The 22961-nt window shown below is 60.2% G+C and carries 25 protein-coding genes; 12 read left to right on the forward strand and 13 right to left on the reverse strand.

The genetic code is table 11. The features are described 5' to 3' along the window. Positions 1-30 precede the first annotated feature (30 nt). A complete protein-coding gene (locus tag AEQ67_RS31210; RefSeq protein WP_059407593.1) occupies positions 31-873 on the forward strand; it encodes an alpha/beta fold hydrolase in 843 nt (280 codons plus the stop codon). Between the two features lie 303 nt (positions 874-1176). Here AEQ67_RS31210 and AEQ67_RS31215 read toward each other — a convergent pair whose 3' ends face one another. The 7 genes from AEQ67_RS31215 to AEQ67_RS31245 form a co-directional block, all read right to left on the reverse strand. Next, the gene (locus AEQ67_RS31215; RefSeq protein WP_059407594.1) at positions 1177-2598 is read right to left on the reverse strand and encodes an amino acid permease; all 1422 of its coding nucleotides are present in this window, start codon (positions 2596-2598) and stop codon (positions 1177-1179) included. Between the two features lie 866 nt (positions 2599-3464). Continuing rightward, entirely contained in the window at positions 3465-4736 is a 1272-nt protein-coding gene (gene rluB / locus AEQ67_RS31220; RefSeq protein ID WP_059407595.1) for a 23S rRNA pseudouridine(2605) synthase RluB, read from the reverse strand. A gap of 156 nt (positions 4737-4892) precedes the next feature. Continuing rightward, positions 4893-5084 (reverse strand): DUF1289 domain-containing protein, encoded by a 192-nt coding sequence (locus tag AEQ67_RS31225; RefSeq protein WP_059407596.1) that lies wholly within the window; start codon positions 5082-5084, stop codon positions 4893-4895. A 146-nt stretch (positions 5085-5230) separates the two neighbouring features. Continuing rightward, a complete protein-coding gene (scpB, locus tag AEQ67_RS31230; protein ID WP_059407597.1) occupies positions 5231-6205 on the reverse strand; it encodes an SMC-Scp complex subunit ScpB in 975 nt (324 codons plus the stop codon). Between the two features lie 11 nt (positions 6206-6216). Further along, the gene (locus tag AEQ67_RS31235) at positions 6217-6975 is read right to left on the reverse strand and encodes a segregation and condensation protein A (protein ID WP_177333695.1); all 759 of its coding nucleotides are present in this window, start codon (positions 6973-6975) and stop codon (positions 6217-6219) included. 60 nt (positions 6976-7035) lie between these two features. Next, complete coding sequence (locus AEQ67_RS31240; protein ID WP_152974939.1) at positions 7036-7665, reverse strand: L-threonylcarbamoyladenylate synthase; 630 nt, start codon at positions 7663-7665, stop codon at positions 7036-7038. Between the two features lie 13 nt (positions 7666-7678). Next, complete coding sequence (locus AEQ67_RS31245) at positions 7679-8542, reverse strand: PHP domain-containing protein (protein WP_059407600.1); 864 nt, start codon at positions 8540-8542, stop codon at positions 7679-7681. Between the two features lie 87 nt (positions 8543-8629). On the opposite strand from AEQ67_RS31245, the gene AEQ67_RS31250 reads away from it, so the two are divergent. The 6 genes from AEQ67_RS31250 (at position 8630) to AEQ67_RS31275 (ending at position 12928) form a co-directional block, all read left to right on the forward strand. Further along, on the forward strand, positions 8630-9226 hold the full coding sequence (locus AEQ67_RS31250; protein WP_059407601.1) for a septation protein A: 597 nt from the start codon (positions 8630-8632) through the stop codon (positions 9224-9226). A 1-nt stretch (position 9227) separates the two neighbouring features. Then, positions 9228-9527 carry a YciI family protein gene (locus tag AEQ67_RS31255; protein ID WP_059407602.1) on the forward strand — a complete coding sequence of 100 codons (300 nt, stop codon included), beginning with the start codon at positions 9228-9230 and terminating at the stop codon, positions 9525-9527. 109 nt (positions 9528-9636) lie between these two features. Continuing rightward, entirely contained in the window at positions 9637-10047 is a 411-nt protein-coding gene (locus AEQ67_RS31260; RefSeq protein WP_059407603.1) for a translation initiation factor 2, read from the forward strand. 7 nt (positions 10048-10054) lie between these two features. Beyond that, entirely contained in the window at positions 10055-10732 is a 678-nt protein-coding gene (locus tag AEQ67_RS31265; protein WP_059407604.1) for a response regulator transcription factor, read from the forward strand. Between the two features lie 231 nt (positions 10733-10963). Further along, the gene (locus tag AEQ67_RS31270; RefSeq protein ID WP_059407605.1) at positions 10964-11410 is read left to right on the forward strand and encodes a Spy/CpxP family protein refolding chaperone; all 447 of its coding nucleotides are present in this window, start codon (positions 10964-10966) and stop codon (positions 11408-11410) included. 177 nt (positions 11411-11587) lie between these two features. After that, positions 11588-12928, forward strand: coding sequence for a sensor histidine kinase (locus AEQ67_RS31275; RefSeq protein WP_059407606.1), 1341 nt, complete (start codon positions 11588-11590; stop codon positions 12926-12928). 96 nt (positions 12929-13024) lie between these two features. Here AEQ67_RS31275 and AEQ67_RS31280 read toward each other — a convergent pair whose 3' ends face one another. Further along, complete coding sequence (locus tag AEQ67_RS31280; RefSeq protein ID WP_059407607.1) at positions 13025-13591, reverse strand: NAD(P)H nitroreductase; 567 nt, start codon at positions 13589-13591, stop codon at positions 13025-13027. 121 nt (positions 13592-13712) lie between these two features. Between AEQ67_RS31280 and AEQ67_RS31285 the strand changes: the two genes are divergently transcribed. Continuing rightward, positions 13713-15167 (forward strand): TrkH family potassium uptake protein, encoded by a 1455-nt coding sequence (locus AEQ67_RS31285; RefSeq protein ID WP_059407608.1) that lies wholly within the window; start codon positions 13713-13715, stop codon positions 15165-15167. Here AEQ67_RS31285 and AEQ67_RS31290 read toward each other — a convergent pair. Next, complete coding sequence (locus AEQ67_RS31290) at positions 15124-16185, reverse strand: AraC family transcriptional regulator (RefSeq protein ID WP_201782103.1); 1062 nt, start codon at positions 16183-16185, stop codon at positions 15124-15126. The genes AEQ67_RS31285 and AEQ67_RS31290 overlap by 44 nt on opposite strands. 160 nt (positions 16186-16345) lie before the next feature. Between AEQ67_RS31290 and AEQ67_RS31295 the strand changes: the two genes are divergently transcribed. Further along, the gene (locus AEQ67_RS31295) at positions 16346-16657 is read left to right on the forward strand and encodes a DUF962 domain-containing protein (RefSeq protein WP_059407610.1); all 312 of its coding nucleotides are present in this window, start codon (positions 16346-16348) and stop codon (positions 16655-16657) included. Between the two features lie 27 nt (positions 16658-16684). Next, the gene (locus AEQ67_RS31300; protein ID WP_059407611.1) at positions 16685-17275 is read left to right on the forward strand and encodes an HD domain-containing protein; all 591 of its coding nucleotides are present in this window, start codon (positions 16685-16687) and stop codon (positions 17273-17275) included. A 105-nt stretch (positions 17276-17380) separates the two neighbouring features. Here the strand turns inward: AEQ67_RS31300 and AEQ67_RS31305 are convergent, their stop codons facing one another. Beyond that, the gene (locus AEQ67_RS31305) at positions 17381-18196 is read right to left on the reverse strand and encodes a UDP-2,3-diacylglucosamine diphosphatase (RefSeq protein WP_059407612.1); all 816 of its coding nucleotides are present in this window, start codon (positions 18194-18196) and stop codon (positions 17381-17383) included. Positions 18197-18322: 126 nt separating this feature from the next. On the opposite strand from AEQ67_RS31305, the gene AEQ67_RS31310 reads away from it, so the two are divergent. Further along, a complete protein-coding gene (locus AEQ67_RS31310) occupies positions 18323-19087 on the forward strand; it encodes a helix-turn-helix transcriptional regulator (protein ID WP_059407613.1) in 765 nt (254 codons plus the stop codon). Positions 19088-19258: 171 nt separating this feature from the next. Beyond that, positions 19259-20152: a DMT family transporter gene (locus AEQ67_RS31315; RefSeq protein ID WP_059407614.1), complete on the forward strand. Its 894-nt coding sequence runs from the start codon at positions 19259-19261 to the stop codon at positions 20150-20152. Here the strand turns inward: AEQ67_RS31315 and AEQ67_RS31320 are convergent. The 3 genes from AEQ67_RS31320 to AEQ67_RS31330 form a co-directional block, all read right to left on the reverse strand. After that, on the reverse strand, positions 20146-20433 hold the full coding sequence (locus tag AEQ67_RS31320; RefSeq protein ID WP_059407615.1) for a SelT/SelW/SelH family protein: 288 nt from the start codon (positions 20431-20433) through the stop codon (positions 20146-20148). The two genes, AEQ67_RS31315 and AEQ67_RS31320, sit on opposite strands and share 7 nt — an antisense overlap. A gap of 132 nt (positions 20434-20565) precedes the next feature. Next, positions 20566-22341, reverse strand: a complete 1776-nt coding sequence (locus AEQ67_RS31325) for a FimV/HubP family polar landmark protein (RefSeq protein ID WP_059407616.1) — start codon at positions 22339-22341, stop codon at positions 20566-20568. A 129-nt stretch (positions 22342-22470) separates the two neighbouring features. After that, entirely contained in the window at positions 22471-22905 is a 435-nt protein-coding gene (locus AEQ67_RS31330) for a MarR family transcriptional regulator (RefSeq protein WP_059407617.1), read from the reverse strand. Between the last annotated feature and the right edge of the window lie 56 nt (positions 22906-22961).

Here is a 22961-nt window from a genome sequence, read left to right on the forward strand (position 1 = left end):
ATTGATCAGGCCTTTTTAATGGAGACACCTATGCCTCGTCGCTTGCTTGCTGCTTTCTGCCTGCTGCTGTCATTCAATGCGGCCCACGCTGCAGAGCGCTGGGAAACACTGCCCGCCACCCCGGCCCCCATCACCAGCGCAAAAACCGGCCATGCCGACGTCAATGGCATCAAGCTCTACTATTCGATCACCGGGCATGGATCGCCCGTCGTGCTGCTGCACGGCGGCCTGGCCAACTCCGATTACTGGGGCAACCAGGTCAAGGCCCTCTCGGCGAAACACACCGTCATCACCCTCGACAGCCGTGGCCATGGCCGCAGTTCGCGGGATGCGCGACCCTTCGGTTATGACCTGATGGCGGACGACGTCATCGCCGTGCTCGATAAACTGAAGATCGCGCGGGCGGACGTTGTAGGCTGGAGTGACGGCGCCATTCTTGGGCTGGATTTGGCGATGCGCTACCCACAGCGCGTTGGCAAGGTATTCGCGTTCGCCGCCAATACCCAGACGTCGGGGGTGAAGGAAGGTGTCGAGAAGAACCCGACGTTCGCCGCCTACATCGAACGTGCCGGCAAGGAATACGCGAAGCTCTCGCCTACCCCCAAAGAGTACGACGCGTTCGTTGAGCAGATCAGCCATATGTGGGCGAGCCAGCCAAACTGGACAACCGAAGACCTGGCGAAAATCAAAAGCCCGGTCTTGATCGTTGATGGCGATCATGACGAAGCCATCAAACGCGAACACACCGAGTACATGGCATCGGCCATTCCTGGTGCGGGCCTGTTGATCCTGCCCAATGTCAGTCACTTCGCCTTTATCCAGGACCCGGAGTTTTTCAATGCTTCGGTGCAGAGCTTTCTGGACCACAAGTAGTGACTGATGAACAAACAACGAACCTCCCCTGTAGGAGCTGGCTTGCCAGCGAAGCATTCGAATGCACCACGTTTATCCTGTTAAAACGCGTCATCGTTAACAACCTTCGCTGGCAAGCCAGCTCCTACAGGTCGCGCCACGTTATCCTGATGAAACGCGTCATCGTTGACGACCTTCGCTGGCAAGCCAGCGCCTACAGGTCGAGTGTTAGCTCGCGTGCTTTTGATGTTGATGCGCCGCCCCCGTCAGCCCCATTAACAACAAACCCGGCACATGGCCGGGTTTGTTGTGTCTGCATCTACGTTATTTCGCCACAGAACCTGCAGCCTGCAACGCATGCTGGTCACGACGCTTGTTCTTGATGCCGTAGCAAACCCACATGAACGCGACCCACACCGGAATCGCATACACCGAAATCTGGATGCCCGGAATCAACAGCATCACGCACAAAATGAACACCACGAACGCCAGGCAGATGTAGTTGCCGTACGGATACCACAGGGCCTTGAACAGCGGCGTCTGTTGGGTCTTGTTCATGTGCTGGCGGAACTTGAAGTGCGAGAAGCTGATCATCGCCCAGTTGATTACCAGGGTCGCCACGACCAGCGACATCAACAGTTCCAGCGCATTTTGCGGGATCAGGTAGTTCAGCAACACGGCGATCAACGTCACCGCCGCCGACGCCAGGATCGAACGCACCGGCACGCCGCGCTTGTCGATCTTCGCCAGGGCTTTCGGCGCATCACCCTGCTCAGCCATGCCCAGCAGCATGCGGCTGTTGCAGTAGGTGCCGCTGTTGTACACCGACAACGCCGCGGTCAGGACCACGAAGTTGAGGATGTGCGCGGCGGTGTTGCTGCCGAGCATCGAGAACACCTGTACGAACGGGCTGCCGCTGTACGAATCGCCGGACGCGTTGAGGGTTGCCAACAGGTTGTCCCATGGAGTCAGCGACAACAGAATGACCAGCGCGCCGATGTAGAAAATCAGGATCCGGTAGATCACTTGGTTGATGGCTTTCGGGATCACGGTTTTCGGCTTGTCGGCTTCCGCTGCGGTGAAACCGAGCATTTCCAGGCCGCCGAAGGAGAACATGATGATCGCCATGGCCATCACCAATCCGCTGACACCGTTCGGGAAGAAGCCGCCGTGGGTCCACAGGTTGCTCACCGCCGCTTGCGGGCCGCCGTTACCGCTGACCAGCAAATAACTGCCCAGGGCAATCATGCCAACAATTGCCACGACCTTGATGATCGCGAACCAGAACTCGGCCTCGCCAAAGACTTTGACGTTGGCCAGGTTAATCAGGTTGATCAGGATGAAAAACCCGGCTGCCGAGACCCAGGTCGGGATGTCCGGCGCCCAGTAGTGAATGTACTTGCCGACCGCAGTCAGCTCCGACATGCCCACCAGAATGTACAGAATCCAGCAGTTCCAGCCCGACAGGAAGCCGGCGAAACCGCCCCAGTATTTGTGCGCGAAGTGGCTGAAGGAACCGGCCACGGGCTCTTCAACGATCATTTCGCCCAGTTGGCGCATGATCATGAAGGCAATGAAACCGCAGATGGCATAGCCGAGGATCATCGACGGGCCGGCGGATTTCAGGACCCCGGCCGAGCCGAGGAACAAGCCTGTACCGATCGCGCCACCGAGGGCGATCAGTTGAATGTGGCGATTTTTCAGGCCGCGTTTCAGCTCGCCTGAATGCGAGTTTTGTCCACTCATGAAAAGGGTCTCACGCAAGGTTTGATGATGTTCGTTAGACGTGCTGCTCAGGTTTCGATTTCAAGCAGCGCCGATCAAACCCCAGCGCAGGCAAAAGGAGTTCAGCGATTTTTTTACAACGGTCATGCGTCACCTGTTTGTTTTTATCTGTGACGAAATCGAACCCGACACGCTCGTGACGCGGCGGAGTGAACAAGGCGGATAGCCTTGAGGTTTGCGCAGATGCGCAGGAGGTCACAGTTAAAACGCGGCGCATTGTACACCTGTAACCCCCTGCTGCCAGACACCGCTGGATCAGCGTATCGTTTGCCGGGATTGCCTGTGTCCACCCCGAGCGTCTCGGGCGGCTGCAACAATAGGGTCAGACCTTTGCGGGTCTTCGACGGGGACGGCACAAAAGGCGCCCCACGGGAGGAAATGGAGATGAGTCACGGCGTACATTGCGCCTCCTTCTTGTTATGCACCTGCACGACAGGCTTGGGGCGCATCTGACCCTTGATGATGCTTTGAAACAAGCGGGCCAGAGCGCTGCAAAGAGTCAGCAACGGCATTCCAATGGAACAATTTCCTTACAGCATCTGGAGAATCACGATTTCAAAGGAGCAAGCAGTAGATTCCGTCAGATTTTCGTTACAGGTCGTAACGCTGGTTTTCCATTCCGAGTCCGGCGCAGTAGCTGCTGATGCCATCGCGGGCAAGCCCGCTCCCACAGGGTGAGTGGGTGTACGCCAAAATTCGGGATCATCCGCAATCACTGTGGGAGCGGGCTTGCCCGCGATGGCACCTGTAAAAACAATGCAGAGCTAAAACCAGGCCAAAAAAAACGCCAACCCGAAGGTTGGCGTTTTTCATGTGGCGCTTACCGATTACTCAGGCTTGCGACGACCAAAGCCCGGACGCTGGCCGGAGCCGGCTGGCGCACCGCGGCGTTTGCCCGATGGCGCGTCACGGTCGACCAGGACGATGCCTGGGCGTTTCTTCGGCGCTGGCTTGGCCGGGCGCTTGGTATCAGCTGGACGGTCTGCCACAGGCGTACCGCGACCGGCTGGAGCACCACGATCGCTGCGACCACCACTTGGCGCACCGCGGCCTTCGCCACGTTCAGTGCGACCGTTGGCCGGACGCGGCGTACGTGGGCCGCGCTCGCCGTCTGCACGAGGTGCGGCTGGCTTGCGGGCCGGACGTTCGCCTTCGATATGCGGTTCGCGGGTATCACGCGGCGTAGCAGCGGTCTGGTTACCGATGGCTGGACGCAACGAACGCACGCGCTCGGTCTTGCCCATCGGACGCGACGATTTACGCTGCATGCGATCGAGCTTGTCTTTGCTCTTGGCGGTCATCTGCGGCATGGCGACAGGCGTCAGGCCCACTTCAGCACTCAGAATGTCGACTTCGTACTGGCTCATTTCGCGCCAGCGACCCATCGGCAGGTCGGAGTTGAGGAACACCGGACCGAAACGCACGCGCTTCAGACGGCTGACCACCAGCCCCTGGGATTCCCACAAGCGACGGACTTCGCGGTTACGACCTTCCATCACCACGCAGTGATACCAGTGGTTGAAACCTTCACCACCTGGCGCCTGCTTGATGTCGGTGAACTTGGCCGGGCCGTCTTCGAGGACGACGCCTGCTTTCAGACGCTCGATCATCTCGTCATCGACTTCGCCACGCACACGTACCGCGTACTCACGGTCCATTTCGTAGGAAGGGTGCATCAGGCGGTTGGCCAATTCACCGTCGGTGGTGAACATCAGCAGACCGGTGGTGTTGATGTCCAGACGGCCGATGTTGATCCAGCGACCTTCTTTCGGGCGCGGCATCTTGTCGAATACAGTCGGACGGCCTTCCGGATCGACACGGGTGCAGATTTCGCCGTCGGGCTTGTTGTACATGATCACGCGGCGTACCGACTCGGCGGCTTCTTCGCGCTTGATCACGCGGCCATCAATGGTGATGGCGTCGTGCATGTCGACGCGCTGACCAAGGGTGGCGTCTTTGCCATTGACCTTGATGCGGCCGTGGCTGATCCAGGCTTCTACGTCACGGCGCGAGCCGACGCCGATACGGGCGAGGACTTTCTGCAGTTTTTCGCCTGCTGGGCCGATTTCCTGGTCGTCTTTCTGGTCGTTGATACTCATCTGGGCACCTCCCGGTGTGGTCTGTTCAGGCGGCCCTGAATTGAGCGTCCTGAAGCGATGTAAAACTGGGTACTTGGCGAATGGATCGCCGAAGGGTCGCGAATCATACGCTCATGGGAGCGTTCGCGCATCAGAGACTAGCTGATGAATGGCAACTTACCGGGATTTCCGCCGACCGGTGGCGCCCAACTTAATCAAGCGCAACGCGGCTTCGGCGAGAACGGTGCGTTTGTCGACCTTGTCGAGTTTCTTCCAGGCCTTGATCTCGCGCTTGCTGCGACCACAGCCGAGGCAGATGTCGTCGGTGAATTTGCAGACGCTGATGCAGGGGTCTTTGGTTGAACTCATCGAAAACTCCAGCCAACATTATTCCCCTGTGGGAGCGGGCTTGCCCGCGATGAGGGAGTGTCAGGCAACATCATTGCTGTCTGACCCACCGCAATCGCGGGCAAGCCCGCTCCCACAGGGACCTCCATGGCCCACAGGATTTTGGGTCAGTCGTCGAATTCGCGGCGTTCAGCTTCGATCGCTTCGGCCAAGGCGCGGGCTTCGGCTTCTTCGTCACTCAACTCAGGCTCGGGCTTGTGTTGTTCAAGCGCGGCGACGGCAGCGAGGAGCTTTTCGCGGGCTTCGGCGACGCCGAGCACGTCGTCTTCCTGCTCTTCTTCAAATGTGGCTTCGGGTTCGACTTGAAGTTCAACTTCAATCGCAGGCTCAGGCTGATCCAGAACCTCTTCGCTCTCCGTCACCGCCCCATCGCGCAGAAGGTCGTCGAAGTCGGTCTTGATCCCCTCCTCCATGGTGTCCAGTTCCAGCAGCAACGTATGGAAACTGGTTTCTTCCTTGGGTTCTTCCGGCTCGGCACTGGCATCCGCCAGTTCCTGCAGCCCGGCCGGCACCGGCGCGTCGTCGAAATCGAGCACCGGATCAGGCTCCAGCTCGCGCAGGTCGGCCAGCGGCGGCAAATCGTCGAGGTTCTTCAGGTTGAAGTGATCGAGAAACGCCTTGGTGGTGGCGAACATCGCCGGCTTGCCGGGCACGTCGCGATAGCCGACAACGCGGATCCACTCCCGCTCCATCAAGGTCTTGACGATGTTGCTGTTGACCGCCACGCCCCGCACATCCTCAATCTCACCCCGGGTGATCGGCTGGCGATAGGCGATCAGGGCCATGGTTTCGAGCATGGCGCGGGAATAGCGCTGCGGGCGTTCTTCCCACAAACGTCCGACCCATGGCGAAAACTTTTCGCGGATCTGCAGGCGATACCCGGAGGCGACTTCCTTCAATTCGAAGGCGCGGCCGTCGCAGGACTTGGCGAGAATCGTCAGCGCTTTCTTGAAGACCGGCGGCTCCGGGCGCTCGCCTTCTTCGAAGAGTTCGAACAGGCGTTCAAGCGATTGCGGTTTTCCCGAGGCCAACAGAAAGGCTTCAAGCAGTGGCGCCAGCTCGCGGGGTTCAGTCAGGTTCATGATTCAACTCGTTATTCGGCTCGGGCCCGGACATGGATCGCCGCGAACGGCTCATTCTGCACCAGCTCGACCAAGGATTCCTTGACCAGTTCGAGGATCGCCATAAAGGTCACCACCACCCCCAGCCGACCTTCTTCAGCGGTGAACAGCTCGACAAAGGGCACGAAACCGCCGCCCTTGAGCCGTTCCAGCACATCGCTCATGCGTTCGCGGGTGGACAGCGCCTCGCGGCTGACCTGGTGGCTTTCGAACATGTCGCCACGACGCAGGACCTCGGCCATGGACAGCAGCAGCTCTGACAAACGCACGTCCGGCAACAGCTTGCGCGCCTGGGCTTGCGGGGCATCCAGTTTCGGCACCACGACATCGCGGCCCACCCGGCTCAGGCCATCAATGCCCTCGGCAGCCGCCTTGAAGCGCTCGTATTCCTGCAAGCGGCGGATCAGTTCGGCGCGCGGGTCGTCTTCTTCGGCTTCGATCGTTTCGGCGCGCGGCAGCAGCATCCGCGATTTGATCTCGGCCAGCATCGCGGCCATCACCAGGTACTCGGCGGCCAGTTCCAGGCGCACCGACTGCATCAACTCGACATACCCCATGTATTGACGGGTGATTTCCGCCACCGGGATGTCGAGGATGTTGATGTTCTGTTTACGGATCAGGTACAGCAGCAAGTCGAGGGGGCCTTCGAAGGCCTCAAGGAAAACCTCAAGGGCATCCGGCGGGATGTACAGGTCAAGCGGCATTTCCAGGACCGCCTGGCCATAGACCATGGCGAAGGGCAGCTCTTGCTGGGCGCCGGCCTGACTGTCGACGGGTTCTACTGCGGACATCTAGGCCTCGGCCATGAACGGCGTCGGGTCGCCGCAACCGACACGGATCACTTCCGGCTCGCCGTCGGCGAGGTTGATCACGGTGGACGCCTTGATCCCGCCGAAACCGCCGTCGATGATCAGGTCGACCTGATGCTCGAGCAACTGACGCATTTCGTAAGGATCGGTCAACGGGTCGGTGTCGCCCGGCATGATCAGCGTCACGCTCATCAACGGCTCGCCGAGTTCTTCCAGCAGCGCCAGGGCAATCGGATGGCTCGGCACCCGCAGGCCGATGGTGCGTTTTTTCGGGTGCAACAACAGCCGCGGGACTTCGCGGGTGGCGTTGAGAATAAAGGTATAGGGACCCGGCAAGTGGGCCTTGAGCAAGCGGAAAAGGCCGGTGTCGATCTTGGCGAACAGCCCTAGTTGCGACAGGTCGCTGCAAATCAGCGCGAAGTTGTGTTTGTCATCCAGCCCACGCAACCGGCGCACGCGCTCCACGGCATTTTTGTCGCCGATCTGGCAACCAATGGCGTAGGACGAGTCTGTGGGATAAATCACCACCCCGCCTTTGCGGATGATCTCGACAGCCTGTTTGATCAGGCGCGCTTGCGGGTTTTCCGGATGAATCTGGAAAAATTGACTCACATTCTCTACCTGTTCAGACGGCGGCAATAATTGGGTCATGTTTGAATCGACACCACAGTGGTGGCAGATCCTCCGGGAGCGGGCGGTATTCACCGATCTCGGACCAGCCTCCAGGGCCATGAAAATCACTGCCGGCGCTGACCAGCAGACCGAACTCGCGGGCAAGAATGGCCAGGCTGCCCACTTGCTCGGCGGGCTGATGGCCATTGACCACTTCGATCGCGTGGCCGCCTGCTTGAATATAGTCAGAAATCAGGCGACGACGTTTGCTGCGAGTGAAATCGTAATGCCAGGGATGCGCCAGGCTGACCCAGGCTTTGGCGGCGCGCAGGGTTTCGACCGTCTCTTCCAGGGTCGGCCAGTGTTGCTTGACGTCCCCCAGCTTGCCGGCACCCAGCCATTTGCGGAATGCTTCGGCGCGATCCTTGACGAAACCTTCGCGCACCATCCAGTCGGCGAAGTGCGGACGGGCCGGCGCGTTGCCGCTGTCGCCCAGTGCCTGCTGAATGGCCCGGGCACCTTCCAGCGCTCCCGGCATGCCTTTCAACGCCAACTTACGGCTTATTTCTTCGGACCGTAGCCAGCGGCCATCGTGCAATTTTGCGATGGCCTCGACCAACGCCGGGGCGTTGACGTCGAAACCGTAGCCCAACACATGAATGGTCGCGCCGCCCCAGGTGCAGGACAATTCGACGCCGTTGACCAGTTGCATCCCCAGCGCGGTCGCCGCACTGCGGGCCTCATCGAGGCCTTCGAGGGTGTCGTGATCGGTCAAGGCCAGGACTCGCACGCCTTTCTCGAACGCACGCGCAACCAGTACAGCAGGCGCGAGAGCGCCATCGGAGGCGGTGCTGTGGCAGTGCAAATCGACATTCACGGGGATGTGTAACCTCAAATCAGCTGGCGCTATCGCGCGCCCATATGTTTGTTATTATGCCGCCACATCCTGCTTCTGGCTGCCACTGTGAAACAATTCATCGATTTCATCCCGCTTCTGCTGTTTTTCATTGTCTTCAAGATCGACCCACGGGTCGTCGACATTGCCGGCCACGAGGTAACTGTAGGCGGTATTTACAGCGCCACCGCCATGCTGATCATCAGCTCCGTGGTGGTTTACGGCACGATCTTCATCAAGCAGCGCAAGCTGGAGAAGAGCCAGTGGCTGACGCTCATTGCCTGCCTGGTCTTCGGCAGCCTGACCCTGGCGTTCCACAGCGAGACCTTCCTCAAATGGAAAGCCCCGGTGGTCAACTGGCTGTTTGCCCTGGCCTTCATTGGCAGCCACTTCATCGGTGAGCAGTTGCTGATCAAGCGCATCATGGGCCACGCGCTGACCCTGCCGGATCCCGTCTGGACGCGCCTGAACATCGCCTGGATCGCGTTCTTCCTGTTTTGCGGCGCCGCCAACCTGTTCGTCGCGTTCACCTTCCAGAGCTACTGGGTCGACTTCAAGGTCTTCGGCAGCCTGGGCATGACGCTGCTGTTCCTGGTGGGCCAGGGCATCTACCTGTCTCGTCACCTGCACGACACCGATACCACTACGCCAAAAACCGAGGACTGACATGCTTTACGCAATTATTGCCACAGACGTCGCCAACTCCCTGGAAGCCCGCCTGGCCGCACGGCCTGCGCACCTTGAGCGCCTGCAAGTGCTCAAAGGTGAAGGTCGTATCGTATTGGCGGGCCCGAACCCGGCCGTCGACAGTAATGACCCAGGCGCAGCGGGTTTCACCGGCAGCCTGATCGTCGCCGAGTTCGATTCCCTGAGCGCCGCCCAGGCCTGGGCCGATGCCGACCCGTATATCGCCGCAGGCGTCTACGCCAACGTTTCGGTCAAGCCATTCAAGCAAGTCCTGCCGTAACTTCCCGCCGCGCGATGAACCTTATCGGTTCATCGCGCTCTCAACGCTCATTATTCTCGTTTGCTGGCCGACAACCTGCCCAATACTCGTATTGGAATCAGGAGTTGCGATGCGCAAAGGTCCGTTGTGTCTGATGTTGGTCACGTTGTCGATCGTGGCGCCCGCCCACGGTGAAGAAAGCGCAGGCGGTGGTTCAACGCCCTTGTCCTTGAGCGCCGGCGGCCAGATCGCCGAGTTGCAGCAGCGCTTGAAAGTCAGTGAGCAGCAACGAGAAGAACTGAGCAAACAATTACAGAATACCGATAGCGAACGCGAAAGCGCTCAGCTGAGCCGGTTGCGCCAGGAGAACCAGCGGCTGAAGCTGCAACTCAAGGAAGCCCAGGCCAGCAGCCCGCTACCACGCTTGCTGACTGATCAGCAGCAATGGTTCGTGATTGGCGCGGCAGTAGCGCTATTGGCTCTGCTCTGCGGTATCTTCGCCAGTGGTGCAACCAGAAAACGTAGGCAATGGCTAAATTGAGTGAGTCATGAGCGAGCTGTTATTAATTGATGATGACCAGGAGCTGTGTGAGCTCCTGAGCAGTTGGTTGAGCCAGGAAGGTTTCCAGGTCCGCGCTTGCCACGATGGCCAGAGCGCCCGTCGCGCGTTGGCTGAAACGTCGCCGGCGGCTGTGGTGCTGGATGTGATGTTGCCGGACGGCAGCGGCCTGGAGCTGCTCAAGCAATTGCGCAGCGACCATCCGGATTTGCCGGTGCTGATGCTGTCGGCCCGCGGCGAACCGCTGGACCGCATCCTCGGCCTGGAACTCGGCGCCGACGATTACCTGGCCAAACCGTGCGACCCACGGGAACTGACAGCCCGCCTGCGCGCCGTGCTGCGCCGCAGTCATCCGGCGGCGGTGTCGAGCCAGCTCGAACTGGGCGACCTGTGTTTCAGCCCGGTGCGCGGCGTGGTCAGCATCGACGAACAGGAATTCACCCTCACCGTTTCCGAAAGCCGTCTGCTTGAAGCCTTGCTCAAGCAACCCGGCGAGCCGCTGGACAAACAGGAACTGGCGCAGATCGCCCTCGGGCGCAAGCTGACCCTGTACGACCGCAGCCTGGACATGCACGTCAGCAACCTGCGCAAAAAGATTGGCCCACACCCCGACGGCCGCCCGCGCATCATTGCCCTGCGCAGCCGCGGTTACTACTACAGCCTCTGAAACCGCACAAACCCCTGTAGGAGCTGGCTTGCCAGCGAAGGCGGCGTGACAGATACACCGCGTCGCAAGATTCGCCAGCAAGCTGGCTCCTACAGGTCAATCGGTAGAATTGTCAGGTTGCTCCGGAATCGTCTTTACCCAAGCTTTACGCTCCGCTGACCGCCGCTGACCTTGATCTCCGTAATCTGTACTCATCCGGAACGTACCGGGAACGAGACAAGGAGATTCACCATGCGCAAGACTCTTATCGCTCTGATGTTCGCTGCCGCCCTGCCGACCGTTGCCATGGCCATGCCTGAAGGCGCCGGCCCTATGGGTCCGATGGACGGTTCGCGCCACGGCGGTCAGATGCACGGCATGCACGGCAAAGGCCCGTACAGCCAACTGGACCTGAGCCGCGAACAGCGCGAGCAGATCCGCAAGATCATGGGCGAGCAGATGCACTCGCGTCAGCAACTGGTCGACAAGTACCTGGAAAAACTCTCGCCGCCGGATCAGAAAGCGCTGAAAGACGAAATGGCGGCCAAGCACCAGAAAGCCCAGGCCGATGTACGCGCAGTGCTGAAACCGGATCAACAGAAGCAATTCGACGAGATCCAGAAAAAGCAGGCTGAGCGTCGCGCAGAATGGGCCGAGTTCAAGGCCTGGAAAGCGCAACAACCGCAAAAAGCGCAATAATGCGCTAACCCCCGACCCAACGGCTAACCCCGTTGGGTCTGACTCCACTGTAGGAGCGAGCTTGCTCGCGATGGACGTCAACGATAACGCGCGGCATCAGGCAGCACGTGTCGTCCCTTCGTTTATCGCGAGCAAGCTCGCTCCTACATTGGATTTCCGTTTGTTTGAGGATTTTCTGTGCGCTCATTGTTCTGGCGTATTCTGGCCAGCTTCTGGCTGGCCATCGCTCTGGTTGCAGGGCTCTCCATTCTGCTCGGGCACATGCTCAACCAGGACGCGTGGATTCTCAGTCGCCACCCGGGCCTCAACACCCTGGCCGAACAGTGGACGCAAACCTACGAATCCCAGGGTGAGGACGCGGCCCAGGACATTCTGGAACAGCGCAAACGCCAATATCACATCGACGTCCAAGTGCTCAACGAGAGCGGCGACCCGGTGGTGCGCGGCACCTTCCCACGGCGTGCGGCGGCCTTTGAGGCGCGCCAGAACAACGATGACCGACGCCTGCCGTGGCGTCGCCTGACCGATGAATACACCAGCGCAAAAACCGGCGACACCTACCTGTTGATCTACCGCATTCCGCACCCGGAACTGGACGCCTGGCACCGCGAAAGCCTGCTTTGGCCATTGAGTGCGCTGGGGATCGCCCTGGTCGTACTGACCTTGTTCAGCCTGTTGGTAACCCTGTCGATTACCCGTCCACTCAATCGTCTACGCGGCGCGGTGCACGACCTGGGGCAAACCACCTATCAACAGAACAGCCTGGTCAAACTGGCCAACCGTCGCGACGAATTCGGTGTACTGGCCAATGACTTCAACCGCATGGGCGCGCGCCTGCAAAGTTTGATTGGCAGCCAGCGCCAACTGCTGCGCGACGTGTCCCACGAACTGCGCTCGCCTCTCGCCCGGCTGCGCATTGCGCTGGCATTGGCTGAACGGGCCAACCCCGAGGAACGGGAAAAACTCTGGCCGCGCCTGACGCGCGAGTGTGACCGACTGGAAGCGCTGATCAGCGAAATCCTGGTACTGGCACGGGTCGATGCTGACAACGCCAGTGCCGAAGAGGTCGATCTCAACGTGCTGCTCAATACCTTGCAAAAGGATGCCCAGTTGGGCTCACCGGAACAAAGTGTGCGCCTTGAGGCCGAGCCGCAGCTGAACCTCAAAGGCTGGCCGACGATGATCGAGCGCGCCGTCGACAACCTGCTGCGCAATGCCCAGCGCTTTAACCCGGTGGGGCAATCGATTGAAATGCAGGCGGTGCGTCAAGGCGAGCGGATTGTGGTCAGTGTGCGTGACCATGGGCCCGGTGTAGACGCCGAGCATTTGGCCCAATTGGGTGAGCCGTTCTATCGGGCGCCGGGGCAGACGGCGGCCGGGCATGGTCTGGGATTGGCGATTGCACGCCGGGCGGCGGAGCGACATGGCGGGAGCCTGGTGCTGGCCAATCATCCAGATGGAGGGTTTGTTGCCAGCCTGGAATTGCCGTTAGTACCGGGAGCGGTGGTGCAGCCTTAAAAGCTTCGCGGGCAAGCCTCGCTCCTACAGGTCTCGCGTCGATCATCATGATCGTTAACCTGTAGGAGCGAGGCTTGCCCGCGAAGCAGTTGATCTTCAGGCCTTCGAAGGCCACGCACTGATGAATTCGGCGAGGTCCACTTTCTCCGCCACACGCGGCTCTTTCTGCGGCGTGCCCAGGTACAAGAACGCGATCACCTCTTCCCCTTCCGCCAACCCCAACCCTTTGGCCACGTGCGCCGAATAGGCCAGCTCACCGGTGCGCCACACCGCGCCAATGCCTTGCGCATACGCCGCCAGCAAAATCCCGTGAGCCGCGCAACCGGCCGCCAGCAGTTGTTCGGACTTCGGATATTTGACGTGATCCTGCAAACGCGCGATCACCACCACCACCAGCGGCGCGCGCAGTGGACCGTTGCGCGCCTTGTCCAGCGCCGCTTCAGAGACTTCGCTGTCCTGCAACTTCGCGGCTTCGGCCAGCAGCTCGCCCATTTGCTCGCGCGCCGCACCTTCGACTGTCAGGAAACGCCAAGGCTGCAAATGGCCGTGGTCCGGCGCACGCATTGCGGCGGCGAACAGCACTTCGCGCTGCTCCGCGGTGGGTGCCGGTTCGAGCAGTCGTGGAACGGAAACACGGTTGAGCAAAGCGTCGAGAGCCTGCATCGGCCACCTCCTGAAAAAATTGTCCGGCCATTCTAGCGGTATCTACCGCCGGCATGCCCGTTTACATGCCCTGTCCCACAGGTAGAATGGCGCCCTTCCTTATTTCAGCCGAGCGGATTTCATGGCGTTGCCGACCTTACGTCTCATTGGTTTCATTATCGGCATCTTCCTGATCACCTTGGCCATCGCCATGGTCGTGCCCATGGCCACGCTTGTGATTTTCGACCGTACCGGCGACCTGCCGTCGTTCCTCTGGGCCAGCATGATCACCTTTGTCGCCGGCCTCGCGCTGGTCATCCCCGGGCGCCCTGAGCACGTACACCTGCGCCCGCGCGACATGTACCTGCTGACCGTCAGCAGCTGGCTGGTGGTGTGCATCTTCGCCGCGCTGCCGTTTTTGCTGACCCAGCACATCAGCTACACCGACTCGTTCTTCGAAAGCATGTCCGGCATCACCGCCACCGGTTCGACGGTACTCACCGGCCTGGACGCCATGTCCCCCGGCATTCTGATGTGGCGCTCATTGCTGCACTGGATCGGCGGCATCGGCTTTATCGGCATGGCGGTAGCGATTCTGCCACTGCTGCGCATCGGTGGGATGCGGCTGTTTCAGACCGAGTCGTCGGACCGTTCCGAAAAGGTCATGCCCCGTTCGCACATGGTGGCGCGTTTGATCGTTGCGGCCTACGTCGGCATCACCATTTTCGGTAGCCTGGCGTTCTGGTGGGCCGGGATGAGCCCGTTCGACGCGGTCAACCATGCGATGTCGGCGATTTCCACTGGCGGTTTTTCTACCTCCGACCAGTCCCTGGCCAAGTGGACGCAACCGGCGGTGCACTGGGTCGCGATCGTCATCATGATTCTCGGCAGCCTGCCGTTCACCCTGTATGTGGCGACCTTGCGCGGCAACCGCCGAGCGTTGATCAAGGATCAGCAGGTTCAAGGTTTGCTCGGCATGTTGCTGGTGACCTGGCTGGTGCTCGGCACCTGGTACTGGTGGACCACCCAGCTGCATTGGCTGGACGCGTTGCGGCATGTGGCGCTGAACGTGACGTCGGTGGTGACGACTACAGGATTTGCACTGGGGGACTACAGCCTGTGGGGCAATTTCTCGCTGATGCTGTTCTTCTATCTGGGCTTTGTTGGCGGTTGTTCAGGTTCGACCGCCGGCGGGATCAAGATTTTCCGCTTCCAGGTCGCCTACATTCTGCTCAAGGCCAACCTTAACCAGCTGATTCACCCGCGCGCAGTGATCAAGCAGAAGTACAACGGGCACCGCCTCGATGAAGAGATCGTGCGCTCGATTTTGACCTTTTCGTTCTTCTTCGCCATCACCATTTGCGTGATCGCGCTGCTGCTGTCACTGCTCGGCGTGGACTGGATGACCGCCCTCACCGGCGCGGCCAGCACGGTGTCCGGCGTCGGTCCGGGACTGGGCGAGACCATCGGCCCGGCGGGCAACTTCGCGACCCTGCCGGACGCTGCCAAGTGGATTCTCTCGTTCGGCATGCTGTTGGGCCGACTGGAGATCATCACCGTGTTTGTGCTGTGTATTCCGGCGTTCTGGCGTCACTGACAGGAACAGGCGCCGCCATCAGCCGCACCCGGTACTCGCCGGGGGTGGCGTCGAACCAGCGGCGGAAAGCACGGAAAAAGTTGCTCGGGTCGGCGAACCCCAACAGGTAGGCAATTTCCAGCAGGGTCATGTTGGGCTGCGCCAGATACTGCTCCGCCAGTTCGCGTCGGGTGTCGTCCAGCAACGTCTGAAAACTCGTGCCCTCTTCCTGCAAGCGTCGCTGCAAGGTCCGTTGCGACAGGTGCAGCGTCTGCGCCACGGTGTCGCGCTTGGGTTCACCCTGGGGCAGCAATCGGCACAACACCTGCCGCGCCTTGTGGGTCACGCGGCTCTCGGAAAACCGCGCCAGGTACTCGCCGGCAAACCGGTCATGCAGCAGCGCCATGGCCTCGTTGGCCGTCGGCAGCGGCGCCTCCATGTCGGCACGCTCGAAGATCAGCGCGTCGTAAGGCGCGTTGAACACCAGCGGTGCATGAAAGGCCTGTTTATAGGGTTCGAGATTAGCCGGTTCATCGGCCTGCACCAACACCTTGCGCGGTTGCAGGGTGCGCCCGGTCAACCAGCCACACAGCGCCAGGGCGCAGGCCAGGGAGGCTTCGGCACTCTGGCGGGTTGGCGGCAGATGGTCGCCGTGGACCGTCAGAATGAGCGCATAGCCTTCATCCAGCAGTCGGAAACTCAGGTCGGCACTTTCGGCAATGATCCGCTGATACCGCACCAGTCGTTGAAAGCCTTCGGCCAGGGTCTGGCTGGACATCAGCGCGTAACCGGCCACATGGAAGGAGGCCGGTCGCACCACCTTGCCCATGTTCAGGCCAATCGCCGGGTTGCCGGACAGCTCGACCGCGCGCTGCCACAGTCGTGTCATGGAATCTTGTGGGAAGCGTGCATCCGGATCATCCAGTGCCGCGTAGTCGAGCCCCAGTTGCTTGAACAGAACCCGGCAATCCAGGCCGTCCATCTCCAGTGCTTTGACAATCCCCATCGCCCAGCTTGCAGAAGTCGTTCGTTCGCTCATGGCGTTTTCTTACATGATGAGCCGCATGTTACGGCCAATTTCCGAAGGATACTAAAGTGGCGCCTATTGTCACTGGCTGATGCCAATGATCACTCTAGACTCAAATAAGCTACCCGCCGAACAACTTGCAGTCATAACAATAACCACAGAGATCGCAGTCGTGGAAAACGTCAAACGTTTCAATAGCTTCGCTGAGTTCTACCCGTATTACCTCAGCGAACACTCCAACAGTACCTGCCGACGATTGCACTTCATCGGCACGACGCTGGTTATTTTCATTCTAGCCCTGACCATCGGCAAAGGCGCCTGGCTGTTCTTGTGGGCCCTTCCGCTGGCCGGTTACAGCTTCGCCTGGGCCGGGCATTTTTTCTTCGAGAAGAATCGTCCTGCGACCTTTCAGCATCCGTTTTACAGCTTGCTCGGCGATTTCGTCATGTACCGCGACATGATTCTGGGTCGAGTGCCGTTCTAGGCGCAATCAGTCACAAGAGGATAGGCGATGAATGCCAATGCCCGCTTCACCCACATGCAGGACGGCACGCAAGAGGACTGGGCGATCATCGCCGCCGACTTCAGCGCCTATGCGAGGCAATTGCCGACCCGGATTGTGGCGCACCTGAAACTGCTGGAGGGTGATTTTGGCGGCTTCCCGGTGGATCGCCTGACCCACTCCCTGCAAACCGCCAGCCGCGCGTGGCGCGATGGCCGCGACGAAGAATACGTGGTCTGCGCGTTGCTGCACGACATCGGCGACACCCTGGGTTCCTACAACCACCCGGACATCGCCGCAGCGATCCTCAAGCCGTTCGTCAGTGCCGAGAACCTGTGGATGGTGGAGAAACACGGGATTTTCCAGGGGTACTACTTTTTCCATCATTTGGGCATGGATCGGCATCTGCGTGAGCAATTCAGCGATCATCCGCAGTATCAGGCGACCATTGAGTTCTGTGCCAAGTACGATGCGGCAGCGTTTGATCCGGGGTACGACACACTGCCGTTGAGCTTCTTCGAGCCGATGATGGCGCGGTTGTTTGCCCAGCCGAAAAATTCGATTTACAAGGCGGCGATGGAAGAACACGCACCCGCCTGACATCAATAGTGATAGTCATGGCCTCTTCGCGGGCAAGCCTCGCTCCTACAGTTGGAATGCGTTCCCTGTAGGAGCGAGGCTTGCCCGCGAAGGCGTCTGACCTGCCTACGCCGGCTCCGGAATTTTCACCGCCTTCAACTCAGCCTCACGCGCCTGGGCATCCGCCAACCGATACAACTCGATCGAGCCATCCCAATGCTCGATCAGCGCCGTGCACGACTCGACCCAATCTCCGCAATTGAGGTAATCCACCCCGCCGACCTTGCGAATTTCGGCATGGTGAATGTGCCCGCACACCACGCCATGCAATTCGCGTTTGACGCATTCGTGGGCGATGGCTTCCTCGAAATCGCTGATAAAGCTGACCGCGGTTTTCACCTTGTGTTTGAGGTACGCCGACAACGACCAATAGCCATAACCATAGCGGGCGCGCCAGTGGTTGAGCCAGCGGTTGAGGGTCAAGGTGAACTCGTAGGCCGAGTCGCCGAGAAAGGCCAGCCAGCGGTGATAGCGGGTGATCACGTCGAACTGGTCGCCGTGGATCACCAGCAGATGACGGCCATCGGCGGTCACGTGCACGGCTTCGTCGACCAGTTGGATGTTGCCCAGGATCAGCTTCGAATAACGACGCAGGAATTCGTCGTGGTTGCCGGTGACGTAAATCACTTCGGTGCCGCGCTTGCTCATGGTCAGCAGGCGACGAATCACATTGGTGTGCGCTTGCGGCCAGTACATGCCGCTGCGCAGTTTCCAGCCGTCGATGATGTCGCCGACCAGGTAGACCTTGTCCGCGTGGTAGCCCTTGAGAAACTGCGACAGGTGTTCGGCCTGGCAATCCCGGGTGCCCAAATGCACATCGGAAATCCATAGGGTCCGCACACGTTGCTTACGACTGGGTTTGGCGAGCTCGGCGCTGGTCATGGGCAACCCTCTGGAAAAGTTTTTGCAAGCTTGCTCCGGCCCGGTTAACTGCCCATGACAGTGGTGAGTCAGTCCTGTGACAGCGCTCGCCGGTGTAGACTGGCACCCTGCCCCGGGAGACCTGCGATGAGACCGATCCTCACGCTACGCCACTACACAGACGACCTGATCGTCCACAGCCACGACCACGCGCAACTGGTGTTCGGGTTGTCGGGTGCGCTGGATGTCGAGGTCGACGGGCGTGGCAGCCAGGTGGTTCAGCAGAGTTTCGCGGTGGTGCCGTCCGGCGCGCATCACGCCTGCGGCAGTGCCAATGGCAGCCGCTGCCTGGTGCTGGATGTGCCCGGTGACGATTGGGTTGCTCAGTCATTGGGGGATCACGCCGACGCCAGCCGTCGCTTGCTCGACAACGCCGGGCGCCTGTCGCTGGATGCCGGGCAAAGCCAATTGGTGAGTTGGCTGGCAGGCAGTCAGGTCGGCGATCCACTGATTGCGCAGCAGGGCGCGGTGCTGTTGTTGGCCAGCCTCAACCACGCCAAACCCGAGCGTGTCGGCGGCCGGCGCCTGCCTTATGCGGCGCTGAATGCACACATCGATCAGTACGCTGCCTATCCACTGCAAGTCGCCGATCTGGCCCGCTTGGCTGGCCTGTCCAGTGCCCGGTTGCATGCGCGATTCGTGGCCGAATGCGGGCAAACACCGATGGACTACATTCGCAGTCGGCGACTGCACATCGCTGTGGGATTACTTCGGGAATCGGCGTTGCCCGTTGGTGAGATCGCCAGCCGGGTGGGTTACAGCTCCCAAAGCGCCTTCGCCGCGGCGGTCTTGCGCGAGTTCGGCGCATCGCCGGGCAAGTTGCGCCGCGAGGCTGGCGACAAAGGACGATAGTCTGGCGACAGACATAGCAGGCTTCACACGCTTCAATGTAGGAGCTGCCGAAGGCTGCGATCTTTTGATCTTGTTTTTCGGGATCAAGATCAAAAGATCGCAGCCTGCGGCAGCTCCTACAGGGGCGGCGGTGTCTGTCGACCTGGCTCACTACGTTTATCAAGGATTGCAATGCCTCCCCGCTCCGCCCTTGGCGCCCTGCATATCGGCGCCCTGATGTTCGGCCTGACCGGTGTGTTCGGCAAACTGGCTGTGGCCTCCCCCGCCGTCATCGTCTTCGGTCGTGCCGCGTTTGCCGTGCTGGCATTGGCGGTTTTTGCACGGTTCGCCAGCAACACGCGTTGGCAGAAACTGCAAGCCGTGGACTGGCGCCGCCTGCTGCTCGGCGGCTTGCTGCTGGCCGGACACTGGGTAAGTTTCTTTATTGCGGTGAAAGTAGCGGGCGTGGCGATCGCAACGCTGGGCTTTGCCAGTTTCCCGGCCTTTACCGTGATCCTCGAAGGGCTGATCTTTCGCGAACGAATCCGCGCCAACGAAATCCTGCTGGTGGTATTGGTGAGTATCGGGCTGGTGTTGGTCACGCCGGACTTCGACCTGGCCAGCGGCGCCACCACCGGCCTGCTCTGGGCGGTGGGTTCGGGGTTGCTGTTTTCGCTGCTCTCGCTGACCAACCGCGCCAGCTCCGGAAGGATTGCGCCCGTGCAGGCTGCACTGTGTCAAAACGTCGTGGTCGCGCTGTGCCTGCTACCGGTGGCGGCCCCTCAGTTGAGCGAAGTGCGTGCCATCGACTGGCTGTGGATCGGTCTGCTCGGGGTGTTCTGCACCGCTGTCGCACACAGCCTGTTCGTCGCCAGCCTGGCGGTGATCAAGGCGCGGACGGCGGCCGTGGTGTTCGCCCTTGAACCGGTTTACGGCATCACCGTGGCCTGGTTGCTGTTCAATGAAAACCCGACCCTGCGCATGTTGATCGGCGGTGCATTGATCATCGTGGCGATCGTGGTTTCCAGCCGACTCTCGGGCGGCTCAAGCAAGCAAGCCGTGGCCGCAGAAGCTGCGTCTCACTGAGTCCGGTCGTTGTGCCCCAGGTCGCGGTCCGGATCAATTTGATCGCGGACCCGCTGCTTGAGCACCTTGGCTTCGGGGAAACCACCGTCAGCCTTGCGCTCCCAGATTTGCACGTCGTCACAGAAAATGTGAAAGACCCCACCGGTGCCGGGCACCAGTGACACTTTGCCCAGATCGTCGCCGAAGGTGCTGAGCAGTTCCTGGGCGAGCCAGGCAGCGCGCAACAGCCACTGGCATTGCGTGCAATAGGTGATGACGATTTCTGGTTTGTGTACGGTCATGACGCGCGTGTCTCCTGAAACAAAGGGCGTCGCTATCATAGCCGTCCGTTTAAAAGATCGCAGCCTTCGGCAGCTCCTACATGGATTGACGTACACCTGTAGGAGCTGCCGAAGGCTGCGATCTTTTGATCCTCAACGGATTCCAGCCAATAGGCTTCGGGCGGTCTGCTTGAGGGGTTCGTCGCCGTCCTTGAGCAGTTCGTTGAGCAGTTCGATGGCGCTGTCCAGATCGCCGTCGTCGATGCAGGTCTGGGCTTGTTCCAGTTTGCTGGAGCTGTTCGGCTCGTCCGGTTCCGGATGCAGCGGTTCAAGTTCCAGCGAATCGCCGGCATCGCTGAACTCGTTGAGAAAGGCGTCGTCCAGGGACTGTGAGGCAGGTTCCGCGACCCACTCGATTTCCGGCTCGTCCAGCATCGCGTCGTCGGGCATTTCGAACACTTCGGGCAACACGTGCAGGTTCGAGGTGAACGCGGGCTCGTCCAGGTGCGGCGACACATTCGGCGGTTTCGCGGCGGCCGGCGGGTTTTCAAAGGGGCTGATCAGGTCCCAATTCGAATCCATCGACAAATCATCGAGGTTCAACTGGAACTCATCGCTGGGCGCCGCCTCAGCAATCGAAGCTTGGGTTGGCGTTATTGTCACTGCGGCGGCCAACGGTGCCGCACTGCTTAATTTCGGGAAGCGAGCACGGATGTCGTGAAGCTTTTGTACGTCAAACCCTGCGTCACGCAGGTTGTTTTCCTGCGCATCGTAGGCCGGCACGTCCCCCTGTTTACCCAGGACTTCCAGCAGTTGCAGGGCCAGATCGGTGCGTTGTGGTTCCTTGAGCAGCGCCTCTCGCAACAAACCGACCGCTTCGGAAAAACGACCGTAGGCCAGATAGATACCGACCCCTTCAAGCACATCACCTGCTGGAGTGTCTTCACTCGGCCCGGTCGCGGTTTGCCGCACAGCGACCGGTTCTGAGGTGGGATTGAGCACCGGTTCATGCCGTGATGGCAAAACCGGTAAAGGCTCAGGCAACACCTGGACCTGCTGGCGTTGACGCCGAACGAACAGCCCCAGCAACAGCAAAACCAGCAGCGCCAGTACACCGAACATCAGCAGCCAGTGGATCGGCTCGGGCTCGTTAACCACGACTGGCGCAGGCGCCACAGCGACCGGCGCGACTGGCTCTGCTGTCGCCTGCCTGACCTCTGCCAATTGGGTTTGCAGCTCGGTCACCTGCTTTTTCTGACCGGCGATCTGCTCGTCCTGAGCCTGCAGTTTCGCGTTTAGCTGATCGAGGGTGGTTTGCAGTTGCTGGTTTTGCAGCACGCTGGCGGCCAGTTGCTCGGCGGCAGGATCAGGTACAGGAGCAGGTTCGACACGAGGGGTGGGTGGCTTCTTGCTCTTCGACGCGGGTGCAGGTGCAACGCTCGGTTCGACGGTCGGGAATGCGGAAGACTGCGAATTGGCAACCGGCTCATCACTGACAGGAACAATCCCCGGTGAACCCGGTGGATCGATCAATACCGTGTATTCGCGCAACACGCGTCCGTTCGGCTGATTGAGCTGCACGAGGAAATTCAGGAATGGCTCTTTGACCGGTTTGTTCGAGCTGACCCGGATCAGGCTGCGATTGCCGCGCAGGATCGGTGTGAACTTCAGATCGTTGAGGAAGAACACCCGCTCGACGCCGGCGCGGCTGAATTCGTCCGCTGTCGCCAAGCTGACGGAGAGCTCGCCCTCCTCCAGCCCGGCGGCATCCACCAGGGCGATGTCGGCGCGCAGCGGCTGATTCAACGCCGAATGCAGGGTGATATCGCCCAAGCCGAGCGCAGGCGCCAATGCCGAGTAAGTGACAGCACCACCGACCAACAGCAGCCGGGTGCAACACCGTAAAACAACGTGCCAACTCTCGAGCATGAGCATCCCTTAGATAACCGGAACCAACCTTGTACGTGTTCGCACATCCGGTACGAACACGATAGAGCCAAGTAGTTCTTTATAGTCTGCCCAACGGGGTATCTCAAAAGTCTGGCGCGCGGTTATGCCTCAAGATTTTTCCAGGTTGGCCAGAATATGCCCGTGGACACGCATGCAGACCTTCAAGTCCGCCTCATCGACACCTTCGAACAATTCGCGGCGCAGTTGGGTGGCAATGGTTTCAATTTGTTCGATCAACGGAAGGGCCGGTGCACACAGGACAATTTTTTTCGCCCGACGGTCTTCCAGCACCGATTGACGCTGCACCAATCCCTGACTTTCGAGGCTGTCGAGCAGGCGGGCCAGGGTCGGCCCTTCTACGCCGACGCTTTGCGCCAGTTCCCGCTGGGTCGGTGCCTCTTCGAATCGCGCCAGGTGCAGCAGCACCAGCCAGCGCGCCTGGGACAATCCAAGGCCGGCCAGCCGGCGGTCCAGTTCGGCACGCCAGCCACGCGACATCTGGGCCAGTTGCATGCCAAAGCGGTGTTGATCGGTTAACGGCATAAAACACTCATGATTAGACTGAAATAGAGAAAAACTAATTATTAGTCAGCTAAGCA

The organism is Pseudomonas sp. RIT-PI-q (genome assembly GCF_001297125.1).
Lineage (GTDB): Bacteria > Pseudomonadota > Gammaproteobacteria > Pseudomonadales > Pseudomonadaceae > Aquipseudomonas.